Source organism: Nocardioides soli, assembly GCF_014191495.1.
In the GTDB taxonomy this organism is placed as follows: domain Bacteria; phylum Actinomycetota; class Actinomycetes; order Propionibacteriales; family Nocardioidaceae; genus Nocardioides; species Nocardioides soli.
On record NZ_JACHWR010000002.1, the window covers coordinates 26,907 to 41,966 of the forward strand.

Here is a 15,060-nt window from a genome sequence, read left to right on the forward strand (position 1 = left end):
TACTCGGTCGATCACGGTGGTTGAGGTGTGAGGAGCGCCAGCGACGAGCCTCGAAACCATCCGGACGCGACTCAGCGCGGGACGCGCACCAGCAGCCGGCCGTGCACGCAGGTCATCCGCAGCTCCCGGCCCGGGCCGATCGAGTCGCCGTCGAGCTGCCGGGGGGTGTCGGCGGCGGCGCGCACCACGACGGTGTGGCCGGTCATCCGTTTGACGAGGTCGTCGGTGCGGGGGCGGCGAGCGAGCACCCGGTAGGCGAGCGGGATCCAGGACAGGAACTTGCGCGGGTGCAGCAGCACCACGTCGAGCACGCCGTCGTCGATGGCGGCGTCCGGCAGCAGCGGCATGCCCGCCTGGAGGAAGCCGACGTTGCCGACGACGATGGTGCGGGCGCGATGCTTGGTGAACTCGCCGTCGTCGACGCAGACCTCGACCCGGACGGCCGGGAACATCAGGGACTTCAGGGCGGAGAGCACGTAGGCGACCCAGCCGATCTTCTTCTTGATGTCCTCGTTGACGCCCTCCATGATCGCGGCGTCGAACCCCATGCCGGCCATCACCAGGAAGTGGGTGTCCTCGAAGCCGTCGCCGGAGACCTCGACCAGGTCGATCGCTCGGTCCTGGCCGTTGAGGGCGACGTCGATCGCCGCGCGCAGGTAGAGCGGGATGTCGAGGTTGCGGGCCAGCAGGTTGCCGGTGCCGGCGGGGATGATCCCGACCGGGATCCCGGTGCCGGCGAGCTCGGCGCACACCTCGCGCACCGTGCCGTCGCCCCCGCAGACCAGCACCAGGTCGGCGCCCGCGACCGACGCCGCCTCGGCCATGCCGGTGCCGGGGTCCTCGACGGTCGTGTAGTGCCAGCTGGGTGTGGACCAGCCGGCCTCGGCGGCCATCGTCGACACGATCGCCTTGAACTGCCCGACGTCCTCCACCTTGATCGGGTTGAGGATCACCGCGAGCTGCTTCTCCGAGACGAAGACCTCGGGCAGCGGCTCGACGCTCTCCGCGTGGCCGCGCGGCCGGGGGTTGTAGAGGCCGATCGCGAGCAGCACGAACCCGGCGCCGAGCAGCACCCCGCCGACCACGTCGGAGGGGTAGTGGCGCCCGAGCAGCACCCGGTCGAGGCAGACGACCACGACGAGCAGCACCGCCCCGACGTACGCCAGGCGGCGCACGCTGCGCCGACGGACCAGCATCCCGACCAGCACGATCACGATGCCGGCGAACGCCGTGATCGAGGACGCGTGGCCGGAGGGGAAGGCGCCGTTGTGCAGCAGCGCCTCGGTGCTCTGCCACGGCGGCCGGTCGCGGTCGACCAGGCCCTTGAGCAGGGTCGTCGCCACCGCCGTCACGATCATCACGCCGGCGGTGAAGAACGCCGCCCGGTGGTAGCGACGCAGCAGCAGCACGAAGAGCACGGCGGTGTAGGCCGTCATCGCGATCGTCCCGGTGGCGACCTCGATCACCCGCAGCACGTCGTGCAGCCAGCCGACGTCGGTCGCCCAGGTCTGCGATCCCTCGCCGCGGTCGTCGAGGTCGACGAGCCACGCGGCGTCACCCACGACCGCCAGCAGCAACAGCCCGAAGAGCACGAAGCACAAGGCGGCCCAGCTCAGCACGGTGGCGCGGGGGCGGTCGAGCACGTGGATCCTCACGGTCGGGGGCGTCTGCTCGGAAAGTATGCCGGGAGCGCCGGTTCTCCCCAGGCACCGCTATCTCGCGAGCGCGCCCCGACCCGCCCCGGATAGCCTGGCAGCGTGACCTCACCCCACGAAATCGCTCGCTGCGCTCCCGATTGCGCGGGGACCCCGAGATGATCGATCCCCGCATCCTCCGTGAAGACCCCGACCGCGTGCGCGCCGCCCAGGCCAAGCGCGGCCTCTCCGGCGAGGTCGTGGACCGGGCGCTCTCCGCCGACCAGGCACGACGTCAGGCGATCACCGACTTCGAGTCGAAGCGGGCCGAGCAGAAGGCGCTCGGCAAGCAGGTCGCGCAGGCCCAGGGCGAGGAGAAGCAGGAGCTGCTGGCCCGCACCAAGGCGCTCGCCGCCGAGGTGAAGCAGGCCGAGGCCGCGCAGGGCGAGGCCGAGGCCGGGTGGCAGGACGCGATCATGAGCATCCCCAACCTGGCCGCCGCAGAGGCGCCGGCCGGGGGCGAGGACGACTTCGTCGTCCTCGAGACCGTCGGCACGCCCCGCGACTTCGCCGCCGAGGGCTTCGAGCCGCGCGATCACGTCGAGCTGGGCCGGATCCTCGGCGCCATCGACCTCGACCGCGGCGCGAAGGTGTCGGGCTCGCGCTTCTACTTCCTCACCGGAGCCGGTGCCGAGCTCGAGTTGGCGCTGATCAACCTCGCCATGGAGCAGGCCCGCGAGGCCGGCTTCACCCAGGTGATCGCGCCGTCGATGGTCAAGCCGCGCGCGATGGACGGCACCGGCTTCCTCGGCCAGGCGGCCGACGACGTCTACCGGATCGAGGGGCAGGACATGTACCTCGTCGGCACCTCGGAGGTGCCGATGGCGGCCTACCACTCCGACGAGATCCTCGACGGCGGCGCGCTGCCGCTGCGGTACGCCGCGTTCAGCCCCTGCTTCCGCAAGGAGGCCGGCTCGCACGGCAAGGACACCAAGGGCATCATCCGGGTGCACTGGTTCGACAAGGTCGAGATGTTCGTCTACACGACGACCGAGGAGTCGTACGCCGAGCACCAGCGGCTGCTCGAGTGGGAGAAGCAGTTCCTCGACAAGCTCGAGCTGGCCTACCGGGTCATCGACGTCGCCGCCGGCGACCTCGGGCTCTCGGCGATCCGCAAGTTCGACTGCGAGGCGTGGATCCCGACCCAGGGCAAGTACCGCGAGCTCACCTCGACCTCGAACTGCACCGAGTTCCAGACCCGCCGGCTCGACACCCGCGGGCGGTTCCCGAGCGACCAGGGCGGCACGAAGCCGATCTCGACGCTCAACGGCACGCTGTGCGCGATGACCCGCACGATCGTCGCGATCCTCGAGACCCACCAGCAGGCCGACGGCTCGGTGCGGGTCCCGAAGGCGCTCCAGAAGTGGCTCGGCCGCGACGTCCTGGAGCCGGTCCAGCAGTGATCACCCCACGAAATCGCGCGCTTCCCCCGCTTCGCTCCTCCAGCCCACGATTCCGCGGGGACCCCGAGTGAACACGCGCAACGGCTGGCGGCCCGAGCTGGTCGCCCTCGACATCGACGGCACGATCCTGAAGTGGGTCGAGGGTGCCGGCATGACCCACGAGGAGATCTCCCCGGCGGTCAAGGCCTCCGTGCACCGGGCGCTCGACGCGGGCGCCCACGTCGTCCTCGCCAGCGGCCGGTCGCCGCACGGCATGACCGGCGTGGCCGACATGCTCGACCTGTACGACGAGCGGCGCGACCGGCTCTGGATCGTGGCGTCCAACGGCGCCGTCGTACTCCGCTACCCCCCGGTCGAGGTGGTCCACGAGGAGACCTTCGACGCTCGACCGGCCGTCGAGGCGATCCTCGAGCGGCAGCCGAACGCGATCGTGGCGGTCGAGGACCGCGGCGTCGGCTACAAGGTGAGCCGGGCGTTCCCCGACGGCGAGCTCTCCGGCGACATGGTCGTCACCGGCATCGACGACCTGCTCGCGGCCGAGGTCAGCCGGGTGATCATCCGCGACCCCGACGCGACGGCCGACGAGTTCGTGAAGCTCGCGGAGGAGCTCGGCCTGCACGGCACCAACTACGTCGTCGGCTGGACCGCCTGGCTCGATCTCGCGCCGGTGGGCGTCTCCAAGGCCTCCGGCCTCGACCACGTCGCGCGCGAGCTCGGCATCGACCCCGCGGCGGCGCTGGCCGTCGGCGACGGCCGCAACGACCTCGAGATGTTCGAGTGGGCCGGCCGCGCGGTCGCGATGGGGCAGGCGATCCAGCTCGTGCTCGACGCCGCCGACGCCGTGACCGACAGCGTCTACGAGGACGGTCTCGCCACCGAGCTCTCGCGGTGGTACCCCGGATGACCCTGCCCGCGATGGTCACCACGGAGCGGCTCCGGCTGCCGCTGTGGACGGCCGACGACGTCGCGGCGATCCGGAGCGGTGAGCGCCGCCCGGGTTGGCACCCCGACTACCCGCGGCGCGACGACCTCGACGCCGCCGGGCTGTGGCGCGAGGGCGACTGCTGGGCGCCGCGGCACATCGTCCGCGGCGTGACCGCGCTCGGCTCGATCGGCTTCTTCGGCCCGCCGGAGCCGGCCGCCGACGGGGTGCCCGAGGTCGAGGTCGGCTACGGCCTGGTCGACGAGGCCCACGGCTACGGCTTCGCGACCGAGGCGCTCCAGGCCCTGCTGGCCGAGGCCGACGCGCTCGGCGTCCGCGTGCGGGCCAGCGTCGAGCCCACCAACAAGCCGAGCATCCGGGTGCTCGCGAAGTGCGGCTTCACCGAGCTGCGCGGCGCCAACGAGGACGGCGAGCTCGTGATGGCGCGGCCGTTGCCCGCCGGTGGCTGAGGTGCGCGCGGCGCGGCCCCGCCTCGTCGCCACCGACCTCGACGGCACCCTGGTCCGCAGCGACGGCAGCGTGTCGGCGTACACCGCCGAGGTCCTCGCCCAGATCGAGGCGCGCGGCGTGCCCGTCGTCTTCGTGACCGGGCGCCCGCTGCGCTGGACCGAGGAGGTCTTCGAGCACGTCGGTGAGCACGGCCTCGCGGTCGTCTCCAACGGGGCGCTGGTGTGGGACGTCGCCCGGCACCGGTCCCACCTCGAGCGCCCGATCGAGCCCGCCCTCGGCCTCGAGGCCTGTCGGCTGCTGCGCGCCGCGCTGCCGGACGCCGCGTTCGCCGTCGAGACGCTGGCGGGGTTCGGGCTCGAGGACCACTTCGTCGAGCTGGCTCCGGTGCCGGCCGACGCCCGCCGCGGGCCGGTGGAGGAGCTCCTCGACCGACCGGCGCTCAAGCTGCTGGCGCGCCACGAGCGGCTCGGCCCGCAGGAGTTCTGGGAGCTCGCCGAGCAGGCCGTCGGCGGCCGGCTCGTGATCACCTGGTCGTCGACCTCATCGCTGCTGGAGATCAGCGCCCCCGGGGTGACCAAGGCCTCGACGCTCGAGCTGCTGTGCACCGACCTGGGCGTCGACGCGGCCGACGTGGTCGCCTTCGGCGACATGCCCAACGACCTGCCGATGCTGGCCTGGGCCGGCTCGTCGTACGCCATGGCCGGCGCCCACCCGACCGTCCTGGAGACCGCGCTCCACCGCGCGGGCTCGAACGACGACGACGGCGTGGCCCGGGTGCTGGCTGGTCTCTTCGACCTGTGATCTGTTGAGATGTTCGTCGTGTCCCTCGTCCGATCGGCCCTCGCCGCGCTCCTGCTCTCCTCGGCGGGCGTGGTCGCGGTGGGCGCGGCGCCGGCCGTGGCCGCGTGCCCGGCCGACCGGGGGAGCCTGGAGGAGCATGCCAAGGGCGCCAACGGTGTCTTCACCGGCACCGTCGCCGATCGGAGCGTCGCCGGCACGACCGTGACCTACGTCGTCGACGCCGACCTGGTCTTCAAGGGCCCGGTCGCGACGTCGCAGGTCGAGGTCACCACCGACGCCCGGCGCGCCAGGTGCGGCAAGCCGGGGCTGCGCCCCGGGGCGGACTACGTGTTCTTCGTCCGGCGCGACGGCGACGCGCTGAGCACCGACAGTCGCAGCGGCACCGCGCCGGCGACCGAGGTGTACGTCGGGCAGGTCGAGCGGCTGCTCGGCGCCGGTCGCCCGGCGGTCGAGCCCGAGCCGGAGCCGGCCACCTTCACGACCGTCGCCGACGAGCCCGTCGAGCTCCGGCGACTGGCCGCGCCGGGCGCCGCCCTGGTGATCGTGGGGCTGCTGGGCCTGGTCTTCGTGGCCTGGCGCGGGCGGCGGGCCTGACGGCTTCCCCCAGGGATACCCGGTGCACCGGGTATCCCTGCACTTCTCGGGGTGTGCAGACGGGCAGAAGCGAGGGAAGTGCCCGAGCGGTCAGAGGTACATGCCGCCGGAATCACCCGGGGTCGGCGGCGGCTGGTCGCCGGCGCCGGGCTGGACGCCGGGGGCGCCGGGGCGGCTCATGCCGGGCGGCAGGCCGCGGCGGATCTGCTCGAACTGCGCCCGGGCGGCCACCTGCTGGGCGTAGATCGCGGTCTGGATGCCGTGGAAGAGGCCCTCGAGCCAGCCCACCAGCTGGGCCTGGGCGATCCGCAGCTCGCCGTCGGACGGCGTGGCGTCGTCAGTGAAGGGTAGCGACAGTCGCTCGAGCTCCTCGACCAGCTCGGGGGCGAGGCCCTCCTCGAGCTCCTTGATCGAGGCCTGGTGGATCTCCTTGAGCCGCTGCCGGCTCGCCTCGTCGAGCGGCGCCGAGCGCACCTCCTCGAGCAGCTGCCGGATCATGCTGCCGATCCGCATCACCTTCGCCGGCTGCTCGACCAGCTCGGTCACCGAGCGCTCGCTGTCGTCGTCCCCGTCGGCCGCCGCGGACACGGCGGAGGCGGGCACGGCGGCCACCGGCTGCCCGTCGGGTCCGATGATGACGACCTGCTGCTCGGCTTGCGGGGAGTCCTGCTCGCTCATGATCTCCACCGTATCGGTGTCGGTGAAGGCATCGGGAAGGGATCAGACGGTGAGCAGGATCTTCCCGCTGTGCTCGCCCGACTCCATGAACGCGTGCGCACCGGCCGCCTCGGCCAGCGGGAACGACCTGCCCACGACCGGGCGCACCAGGCCCTCGGCGACCAGCGGCCACACGTGCTCGACGACCGACACGCAGATGGCGGCCTTCTCGTCGCTCGGCCGACCGCGCAGGTTGGTCGCGATCACCGCGCCGCGCTTGCGGAGCAGCTTGTTGATGTCGAGCTCCGCCCGGGTGCCGCCCTGCATGCCGATGATGACCAGCCGGCCCTGGATCGCGAGCGCGTCGATGTTGCGGTCGAGGTACTTGGCGCCCATGTTGTCGAGGATCACGTCGGCGCCGCGGCCGTCGGTCGCGTCCTTCACGACGGCCACGAAGTCCTGCTCGCGGTAGTCGATGGTCACGTCGGCACCCAGCGCCGCGCAGGCCGCCAGCTTGTCGGGACTGCCGGCGGTGATGGCCACCCGGGCGCCCAGCCGGTGGGCGAGCTGGATCGCGAACGACCCGATGCCACCCGCCCCGCCGTGCACCAGCAGCGTCTCCTGCGGCTGCAGGCCGGCGACCATGAACACGTTCGACCACACCGTGGCGGCGACCTCGGGGAGCGCCGCGGCGGTGACCAGGTCGACGCCGGCGGGCAGCGGCATCAGCTGCCCGGCCGGTACGACGACCCGCTCGGCGTACCCGCCCCCGGCCAGCAGGGCGCAGGCCTGGTCGCCGACCGACCAGCCCTCGACGCCGGATCCGATCGCCGCGACCGTGCCGCTGCACTCCATGCCGATCACGTCGGACGCTCCGGGCGGCGGCGGGTAGAAGCCCTGGCGCTGCAGCAGGTCGGCCCGGTTCAGGCCGGCCGCGGCGACGTCGAGCAGCACCTCGCCGGGGCCGGGCTCGGGGTCGGGCAGCTCCGCGACGGACAGGACCTCGGGGCCGCCGGGCTCGGCGGCGATGACGGCGCGCATGCGCCCAGCGTAGTGCCGGGCGTCAGAAGTTCTTGACGCTTCGCGCACCCATGGCACGCACTCTGCGGCGTTGCCGTCGCTTGCGAGACGAGCGGGTATGGCGGCGCTCCGGCGCCTTGCAGCGCACGCACCCTGAGCACGCCAACCGTGCAACAACTTCCAACGCACGACACTAGAGATCAGGCCCCGTCGTAGGTCTCGCCGGTGTGGTCCACCGAGGAGTCGTCGGGGATCTCGTCGTCGACGTCGTCGGGATCGGGCGCCCCCGCGGGGCGGTCCCAGCTCTCGGCCAACCGCTGCGCCCGCGCGGCGAGCGCTTCGAGGTCCTCCGGGTCCGCGCCGCCGGCGCCGGCGGCGAAGCCCAGGAGGTACGTCGTGATCGGGGCGGCCGGCCGGGCCACGTTGTGGGCGGCGATCCGGGCCAGGTCGAGGATCAGTCCCTCGTCGACCTCGGTGTCCACGTCGAGGACGTCGCTGAGCTCGTCGATCCAGTCGTGGAGGTTCACGCCTCCCAGATTTGCCGCTCCGCTGGGCGCGTGGCAAGCCCCTCCGCCCGACTCCGCCCGACTCCGCCGCCGGGAGGGGCCGCCGGGCGGCGGTCACAGGTCGCGCAGGTCCGCCCAGGTGTCGACGTCGCGGCCCTCCGCCCCCGCCGGCGCCAGCAGCGCCAGGTCGAGGCCGGCGAGCAGCGCGCGCATCGACATCCCGTGCTGCGCGCCCGGATCGGGGCGGACGCCGTCGAGCCGGTCGGCGGCCAGCACCCCGGCGAGCTGGCGGCGTCCCTCGGCGTCGGTCAGGAACGCCCCGTCCCGGCCGTCGGCCGCCTCGTGCAGCCGCCGGAACGTCGACGGCGTGACCCGCGGCATGTCCACGGCCAGCACGCCCACGGTCGCCGGCCGGCGCGCCAGCGCGTCGTACCCGGTCAGCAGCGCCGCCACCGGCCCGCCGAACCGCGGCTCCTCGCGGCAGAAGGTCACCGGCCGGGTCGTCGGCACCGGGTCGCCCACGACCACCACCTCGTGCGCGTCGCGCAGCGCCCCGATCGCGTGCTCGAGGAGCGATCGCCCGGCGTACTCGACCGACGCCTTGTCGGCGCCGTCCATGCGCACCGCCCGACCGCCGGCCAGCACGATCGCGGCGAAGGTCATGTGTGGCAGTCTCGCACCGTGGCCAGCCTGCGAGTCGCCCTCGTCCAGCACGCCTCCGGCCTGGAGCCGGACGGCAACCGCGCCCTGCTCGACCGGCTCGCGCCGGCCGGCGCCGACCTGGTGGTCTTCCCCGAGGCGTTCGCCCGTGACTTCGGACCGGCCGGCGCCGACGTCAGCCCGTACGCCGAGCCCGCGGACGGGCCGTTCGCGACCGAGCTCGCCCGGGTCGCCGGCGACCGCGGGTCGACGGTCGTGGCCGGCATGTTCGAGCGGGGCGACGACCCCGACCGACCCTTCAACACCCTCCTCGCCCGGGGCGCCGCCGACGCGGCGTACCGCAAGATCCACCTCTACGACTCGTTCGGCTACCGCGAGTCCGACCGGCTCAGCGCGGGCCCGACCAGCCCGGTCGTGTTCGACCTGAACGGGTTCGGCGTCGGCCTGATGACCTGCTACGACCTCCGGTTCCCCGAGCTCGCGCGGGCGCTGGTCGACGCGGGGGCGGAGGTGCTGCTGGTCCCGGCCGCGTGGGTCGCCGGGCCGCACAAGGTCGACCACTGGCGCACCCTGGTGCGGGCACGGGCGATCGAGAACACCGCCTTCGTGGTCGCCGTGGGCCAGCCGGGGCCCCGCTACACCGGCCACTCGCTGGCCGTGGACCCGTTCGGCGAGGTGCTCGCCGAGGCCGGGGACGGTCCCGAGGTGGTGACCGCTGTGGTCGAGCACACGGTGCTGGAGCGGGCCCGCAGGACCAACCCCTCGCTGGCGAACCGGCGAATGTAACCTTCCTGCCCGTGTCCAGGTCCGTCCCTCGTCGTCGTGCCGCGCGTCCGTCGCGGCGCCGCGGCGGCCGGCGGACCCCGGTGGACCCGGCCCCGGTCGAGGCGCTGCCGGCCCCGGTCGACCGACCCGCCCCCGAGCCGGCGCCCGGGCCGGTCGCCGGGCCCGAACCGACCCCCGCGGTCGAACCGGTCCGCGCCGTCGGGCTGGGGCCGCGCCGGCTGACCGGACGGGAGCAGCTGGCCCGCTCCCGGTGGCCGTTCGTGCTCTGGTCGGCCGTCGTCCTGGCCGGCGTCGGCGCGCTCGTCTCGTGCCTGCTCGAGGTCGGCCCCGGCTGGCTGTGCAGCGCCGGCGCGGTGACGGTCGCCACGGCGTACTCCTGGGCGCTCGCCGTCCGCAGCGGCGGCCGGCCGGTCGTCGTCGGGCTGCTCGCCCTCGTGCTCGGCCTCGCCGCGGTGCTCAGCGGGGACGAGTCGCTGCGCACCGGCGCCGCGGTGCTGACCTGCGTGGTCGCGTCGGTGTTCGCGGTGATGGCGACGGTCCCCGCGGTCCGCTTCATCGGCGCCGTCCGCGAGGTGGTGATCGCGGTCGTGCTCGCCGCCGTCGGTGCGATGGCCACGGTCGGCTTCGCGCCGGTGGTGACGGTCGTGCGCTTCGAGTACGCCACGCTCGGCCTGTCGCTGCTCGGCTCCTTCGCACTCGTCTACCGGCTCGGCGCGGGTCTGCACGGCCTGGGCCGGCGCGGGCTCGTGATCGTGCTGCTCGGCACCGGGGTGCTGGCGATCACGCTGGCCTACGCCGAGCTGCTCCGGCGCTACGGCACCCCCGGCCTGGTCGGCAACCTGCTCGACGTCGTCGTCTGGTCGCGCGACAACCTGGGGGCGTTCCCGCGGCCGCTCGAGACCGTGCTCGGCATCCCCGCCCTGGCCTGGGGGGTGCACATGCGGGCCCGCCGCCGCCAGGGGTGGTGGGTGTGTGCGTTCGGCGTCGCGGCCACGGTCTCGGTCGCACAGGCGCTGGTCAACCCCGCGGTCGCGCTCACCGAGTCGGTGCTCGCGGTGACCTACGGCGCGATCGTCGGGCTGGCGATCGGCTACGTGGTGATCCGGATCGACCTCGCCTTCACCGCGCCGCGCGGTCGGCGTGGGCGACGGGCGGAGGAGGCCGCCGCACTGCGTCCGGAGCCGTCGCGCACGCGCGCCCTGCTCTGAGTCGCCCGGTCAGCTCGAGGTCGACCGCCAGCACCGGTCCGGCGTGCAGCTCGCCGGCCGGCACCAGCAGCTCGGGGCCGACGACCACGTCGATCCCGGGCGCGGGGACCACCGCGACCCACAGCGAGCCGCGGTGGGCGGCCACCAGCTGTTCGGGGTGGTAGGTCGGGGCGCAGGCGCCGACCTCGGCCGCGACGACACTGGTGACGCCGCGGGCCCGGGCCCGCTCGACCCGGCGGCCGGAGCACCGGGGTCCGAGCACCTGGGTCGGCACGCTCACGTCGAGGCGCACGGCGCCCGTCCAGGAGTGCTGCACCGGCAGCCGCGTGGAGATCGGCGCGTCGCCGTGGCGGTGGTAGGTCTCGTGCCCGGCCTCCCGCATCTTGCGCCACCACGCCTCGCGCTGGCGCGGGCTGCTGACCGCGGTGCCGACGTACACGTCGGCGTCCAGGCGAACCGTCGCGTCGAGGTCGTCGCAGACGTAGGGCTGCGGCACGTCGCCGGCGGTCGCCAGCGCGAGACGGAGGCGGAGCGTGGTCACGCCCGGAGGAGCAGCGACGGGGCGGGTCAGATACGGCGTACTACGAGGTAACGGTCTAGGTTCTGAGCATGCCCCGCGAACAGGTGACCGAGATCGTGGCCGAGATGGTGGCGAACGTGATGAGCGTGGCCGTCGCGCCGGGCGACCGGGTCGCGGCCGGGGACACCGTCGTGCTGCTCGAGTCGATGAAGATGGAGATCCCCGTGCTCGTCGAGGCGGCCGGGGCGGTGCGCGCGGTCAAGGTCGCCCCCGGCGACGTCGTCCAGGAGGGCGACGCGCTCCTGGAGATCGTCGCCGACTGACGGTCTGACGGCCCCTGACGGCCCCTGACGGCCCCTGACGGCCTGGTCTCGAGACGCCGGTCGCGACCTCCTCCGTCGGTCGCGCGGCTCCTCGACCTTGCTGCTGGGTCTCGGCCTTCGCAGGCTCAGGCCGAGGCAGCTGAGGTCGCGCGGCTCCTCGACCTTGCTGCTGGGTCTCGGCCTTCGCAAGCTCAGGCCGAGGCAGCTGAGTCTCGTGACGCCGGTCGCGACCTCCTGCGTCGGTCGCGCGGCTCCTCGACCTTGCTGCTGGATCTCAGGCCTCGCAAGCTCGGCCTGAGGCAGCTGAAGCAGAGGGGGCGGGATTCGAACCCGCGGTGGGTCTCCCCACGACCGCTTTCAAGGCGGTTCCGATCGGCCACTCCGGCACCCCTCCGTGGCCGGGCCGGGGCCCGGGCACCCGAGCAGTGTAGGGCGCCGATCTCGGTGGGCCCGCCCCAGGCCGGGGTGGGCGACCGGCCTACTCGGAGCCGCCGAGCTCGAGCTCGACCTCGTCGTACGCCAGGTCGCTGAGCCGCTGGGCGTGGTGGCCGACGTCGACGAGCAGCCGCTGGAGCTCCGCGCGGACGACCTCGGGATCGGGGTGCTGGAGCACGTGGGGGCCGAGCGTGCCGATCCGGGCGAGCAGGGCGTTGCGTTCGCGAAGCACGCTGCCCTCGCGGGCGGCGGTCCAGGCCTCGGTGCCGGTGCCGGTCTCGGCGACCAGCGCGTCGCGGACGGCGGCCAGGCCCTGGCGGACCCGCCAGCGCCACTGTCCGACGGAGACCTCGGGCCGGCCGTAGGCGTCGAGCGCCTGGCCGAGGCCCAGCAGTGCGGCCGGGAGTCCCGTAGTGGTGACGGCCATGACAACCTCCCGGTGACCCGGAGCGGTGGGGGACTACGAGTGTCGCTCCCAGGCGGCCGGACGACAACCCGCTGTCGGCCCCGAATCCGGTGTCTTGTTCAATCAACCCATGTCCGCTGCACCCGACGGCTCCCGTCCCGGACCCGATGCCGTGCCCGAGGTGTCGGAGTTCCGGTTCGCGCCCGCCTTCGCCGCCCGGCTGGTCGGCGGACTGCTGGTCGTGCTCGCCGTGCTGCTGGTGGTGACGACCGTCGTCGTCGCCGTCGCGAGCCTGCCTTTCCTGGTGCTCGTGCTGGTGGCCCTGATCGGCGTCGTCGGGGTGCTGGTGGCCGGCAACCTGCTCACCCGGCGCCTGCCGGTGGTGCACCTGGGCCCCGACGGCTACCGGGTGCGGCTGGTGCGGGGCGCGGGCACGTCGGCGGCGGCCTGGACCGAGGTGCGGGAGGCGGTGACGACGGCGTCCGACGGGCTGCCGGTCGTCGTCCTGAGGCTCGCGGACGGGGGCACCACGACCATTCCGGTGAGCCTGCTCGACGTCGACCGCGAGGAGTTCGTACGGGTCCTCCAGGGCCACCTCCAGCGCGGCCAGGGCCTGACCCCGCTGTCGTGACCCGGCCTGGACCGGGGCGCCGGTCCAGCCCCCGATCCGAGCCCTGATTCGGCACCCGTCGGTGGCTCCTTGTAGCCTGTGCTGGCTGTCGGGAGGCGTCGCCTAGTCCGGTCTATGGCGCCCGCCTGCTAAGCGGGTTGAGGGCAAACCCCTCTCGCGGGTTCAAATCCCGCCGCCTCCGCCAGTGATCCGACCCCCTTCGCGCCTCTGCGCGGAGGGGGTCGAGGCGTTGTATGGTCGATTCCGACCCGCGCTCTCCTCGCCTGCGTCCCGCGCTCCGCGGCGGCGCTGCAGGAGTTTGCAGGAAGTTGCATTGCACTTAATTGAGGCATCGTTTGGCTCGGAAGGGATGCGGGCATCCCGGATCATGGGTGGCACCGGACCATCCGTGGGGTCCGATGAGTACATGAGGTGGGTCAACATGAAGATTGCGCGCAAGATCGCGTTCGTGGTCGCCTCGGCGACCCTCAGCGTCGGCCTGCTGGGGATCTCGGCTCCGGCACACGCTGACATGAGCTGGGGTTGGTCGGTCCGCCGCTGACCGAGACGCAGTTCTTGAGGCGGGAGCCGGCCACACCCCCCACGTTGCCCGGCTCCGAGGCTCACCCCCCAGAGCCCGCCTCACTGATAGAGGGCAGTGGCCCGCCCCCGGGCCACTGCCCTCAGTCTTCGCCTGGACCGTCCCCGGTGCCGTCCTCCGCCGGATCCGCCTCGGCTCGGAGGCCGAGCCGACCCAGCGAGTAGCCGAGCTGGAAGCGGGTCTCCGCGTCGAACTCCTCCTTGAGGTCGGCGACGTAGCCGGCGTAGGTGCGCGGGCTGACGCCGAGCCGCTTGGCCGAGACCGGGTCGGAGTGTCCCTCGATCAGCATCCGCATCGTCATCGCCCGTTGCTCGTCGGCGATGTGCTTGACGACCGAGGCCTCCTGGCTGGTGAACGGCCGGGCCCGCTCCCAGGAGCGCATGAACACGTCGACGAGGTAGGCGACGATCGTCGGCTCCCGGATCGCGAGCGCGATCTTGAGGTCCTGCGGCGACGGGATGATCGCCGTCCGCCGGTCGACCACGATCATCCGGTTGAAGAACTCGTCCTGGGTGCGTACCTCCGCGCCCAGCGGGCTGAGCGCCGCGACGTACTCCCGGGTGGCGGTGCTGCGCCGGGCGCTGTGCTGGTAGAGCGTGAGGATCCGCACGCCCCGCTCCAGCAGCGCCCGCTCCATCTGCAGCGACTCCTCGAGGCCCTTGCCGGTGTCCCGCCCGCTCTGCGGCTGCGCGGTGAGCACCTCCTCCTCGGCCTCGGCGCCCAGCGTCCCCAGGAACGCGTTGATCGTGTCGCCGTGCAGGTAGCGGAACGGGCCCCGCTCGGAGGCCTCCGGCGCCTTGCGCCAGGTCTGGCTGACCGTGTTCAGCGCCTCGGCCCAGCGCAGCGACTCCTCGAGGAGCAGCGCACCCTGCTGGCTCAGCGGCGCGACCACGCGTCCGTGGACCAGCCCCGGGTCCTCGGCGACCCAGCGATCATTGTCCGGGTCGAGCCGCACCAGCCCCATCTCGCGGAGCTGTTCGAACGCGTCGTGCAGATCACCGCCCGCGACGACGCGTGGCTCTCCGGCCACGATGCCGCCCGAGCTGACGATCTCCTCGTAGAGCGCCGCACCGGCGGTCTCGAAGAGCGCGCGGTCCCCCGCGTCGGATGTCCCCACATCCCCTCCTGGCCGTTCCCCACGTCCCGTGTGGGCACGATCCTCCCACAGGGCCCCATGGCGAGGGCCCCGTCCGCGGACGGGGCCCTCGTGGGTACGGCGTACCGCGGGGTTGGTTCGCTCGGCCCCCGAGCCGGGCGCGGAGCCCGTCGAGCTCGGTCCGTCACTCCTCGGCGTCGGCACGTGGTTGATGAACGGCAGCATCGCCATCGGGTCGCGGCGCACCGCCCCGACCGGGCCGGTGTGCGGCGTCACCGCCCTTGTCTTGAGCGGTTCTGAGCGTCACTCGTGCCTTCGCGACGATCCCCGCTTCGACCCTTCGCGGA

At 73.4% G+C, this 15,060-nt stretch carries 17 protein-coding genes and 2 tRNA genes; 10 read left to right on the forward strand and 9 right to left on the reverse strand.

Going from position 1 to position 15,060, the window contains the following annotated elements; translation table 11 throughout:
• Positions 1-71 precede the first annotated feature (71 nt).
• Complete coding sequence (locus tag FHU40_RS10585) at positions 72-1,643, reverse strand: diacylglycerol kinase family protein (RefSeq protein ID WP_183592318.1); 1,572 nt, start codon at positions 1,641-1,643, stop codon at positions 72-74.
• A 170-nt stretch (positions 1,644-1,813) separates the two neighbouring features.
• On the opposite strand from FHU40_RS10585, the gene serS reads away from it, so the two are divergent.
• The 5 genes from serS (at position 1,814) to FHU40_RS10610 (ending at position 5,885) form a co-directional block, all read left to right on the forward strand.
• A complete protein-coding gene (serS, locus tag FHU40_RS10590) occupies positions 1,814-3,097 on the forward strand; it encodes a serine--tRNA ligase (RefSeq protein ID WP_183592319.1) in 1,284 nt (427 codons plus the stop codon).
• A 67-nt stretch (positions 3,098-3,164) separates the two neighbouring features.
• Positions 3,165-4,001, forward strand: coding sequence for an HAD-IIB family hydrolase (locus FHU40_RS10595; RefSeq protein WP_183592320.1), 837 nt, complete (start codon positions 3,165-3,167; stop codon positions 3,999-4,001).
• On the forward strand, positions 3,998-4,489 hold the full coding sequence (locus FHU40_RS10600) for a GNAT family N-acetyltransferase (RefSeq protein ID WP_183592321.1): 492 nt from the start codon (positions 3,998-4,000) through the stop codon (positions 4,487-4,489). The genes FHU40_RS10595 and FHU40_RS10600 overlap by 4 nt, the downstream gene beginning before the upstream one ends.
• On the forward strand, positions 4,482-5,291 hold the full coding sequence (locus FHU40_RS10605; protein ID WP_343057818.1) for an HAD family hydrolase: 810 nt from the start codon (positions 4,482-4,484) through the stop codon (positions 5,289-5,291). The genes FHU40_RS10600 and FHU40_RS10605 overlap by 8 nt, the downstream gene beginning before the upstream one ends.
• An 18-nt stretch (positions 5,292-5,309) precedes the next feature.
• Complete coding sequence (locus FHU40_RS10610; RefSeq protein WP_183592322.1) at positions 5,310-5,885, forward strand: hypothetical protein; 576 nt, start codon at positions 5,310-5,312, stop codon at positions 5,883-5,885.
• Positions 5,886-5,975: 90 nt separating this feature from the next.
• On the opposite strand, the gene FHU40_RS10615 is transcribed toward FHU40_RS10610, so the two are convergent.
• The 4 genes from FHU40_RS10615 to FHU40_RS10630 form a co-directional block, all read right to left on the reverse strand.
• A complete protein-coding gene (locus FHU40_RS10615; protein ID WP_183592323.1) occupies positions 5,976-6,563 on the reverse strand; it encodes a bacterial proteasome activator family protein in 588 nt (195 codons plus the stop codon).
• A 42-nt stretch (positions 6,564-6,605) separates the two neighbouring features.
• Entirely contained in the window at positions 6,606-7,583 is a 978-nt protein-coding gene (locus FHU40_RS10620; RefSeq protein WP_183592324.1) for an NAD(P)H-quinone oxidoreductase, read from the reverse strand.
• 179 nt (positions 7,584-7,762) lie between these two features.
• Positions 7,763-8,089, reverse strand: coding sequence for a DUF6457 domain-containing protein (locus tag FHU40_RS10625; RefSeq protein WP_183592325.1), 327 nt, complete (start codon positions 8,087-8,089; stop codon positions 7,763-7,765).
• A 93-nt stretch (positions 8,090-8,182) separates the two neighbouring features.
• Positions 8,183-8,731: an NTP transferase domain-containing protein gene (locus tag FHU40_RS10630; protein ID WP_183592326.1), complete on the reverse strand. Its 549-nt coding sequence runs from the start codon at positions 8,729-8,731 to the stop codon at positions 8,183-8,185.
• A gap of 18 nt (positions 8,732-8,749) precedes the next feature.
• Here FHU40_RS10630 and FHU40_RS10635 point away from each other — a divergent pair, with 18 nt between their 5' ends.
• Together FHU40_RS10635 and FHU40_RS10640 are read left to right on the forward strand one after the other, a co-directional pair.
• The gene (locus tag FHU40_RS10635) at positions 8,750-9,514 is read left to right on the forward strand and encodes a carbon-nitrogen hydrolase family protein (protein WP_343057819.1); all 765 of its coding nucleotides are present in this window, start codon (positions 8,750-8,752) and stop codon (positions 9,512-9,514) included.
• A gap of 11 nt (positions 9,515-9,525) precedes the next feature.
• Complete coding sequence (locus tag FHU40_RS10640; protein WP_183592327.1) at positions 9,526-10,722, forward strand: hypothetical protein; 1,197 nt, start codon at positions 9,526-9,528, stop codon at positions 10,720-10,722.
• Here FHU40_RS10640 and FHU40_RS10645 read toward each other — a convergent pair.
• Positions 10,634-11,263, reverse strand: coding sequence for a hypothetical protein (locus FHU40_RS10645; RefSeq protein WP_183592328.1), 630 nt, complete (start codon positions 11,261-11,263; stop codon positions 10,634-10,636). The two genes, FHU40_RS10640 and FHU40_RS10645, sit on opposite strands and share 89 nt — an antisense overlap.
• A 68-nt stretch (positions 11,264-11,331) precedes the next feature.
• Here FHU40_RS10645 and FHU40_RS10650 point away from each other — a divergent pair, with 68 nt between their 5' ends.
• Positions 11,332-11,565: a biotin/lipoyl-binding carrier protein gene (locus FHU40_RS10650; protein WP_183592329.1), complete on the forward strand. Its 234-nt coding sequence runs from the start codon at positions 11,332-11,334 to the stop codon at positions 11,563-11,565.
• 309 nt (positions 11,566-11,874) lie between these two features.
• On the opposite strand, the gene FHU40_RS10655 is transcribed toward FHU40_RS10650, so the two are convergent.
• Positions 11,875-11,959: transfer RNA gene (locus FHU40_RS10655), tRNA-Ser, on the reverse strand.
• An 84-nt stretch (positions 11,960-12,043) separates the two neighbouring features.
• A complete protein-coding gene (locus tag FHU40_RS10660) occupies positions 12,044-12,427 on the reverse strand; it encodes a hypothetical protein (protein ID WP_183592330.1) in 384 nt (127 codons plus the stop codon).
• A gap of 109 nt (positions 12,428-12,536) precedes the next feature.
• On the opposite strand from FHU40_RS10660, the gene FHU40_RS10665 reads away from it, so the two are divergent.
• Entirely contained in the window at positions 12,537-13,037 is a 501-nt protein-coding gene (locus FHU40_RS10665; RefSeq protein WP_183592331.1) for a hypothetical protein, read from the forward strand.
• A 91-nt stretch (positions 13,038-13,128) separates the two neighbouring features.
• Positions 13,129-13,221: transfer RNA gene (locus FHU40_RS10670), tRNA-Ser, on the forward strand.
• A gap of 478 nt (positions 13,222-13,699) precedes the next feature.
• On the opposite strand, the gene FHU40_RS10675 is transcribed toward FHU40_RS10670, so the two are convergent.
• Positions 13,700-14,734 (reverse strand): phospholipase D-like domain-containing protein, encoded by a 1,035-nt coding sequence (locus FHU40_RS10675; RefSeq protein ID WP_183592332.1) that lies wholly within the window; start codon positions 14,732-14,734, stop codon positions 13,700-13,702.
• Positions 14,735-15,060 lie beyond the last annotated feature (326 nt).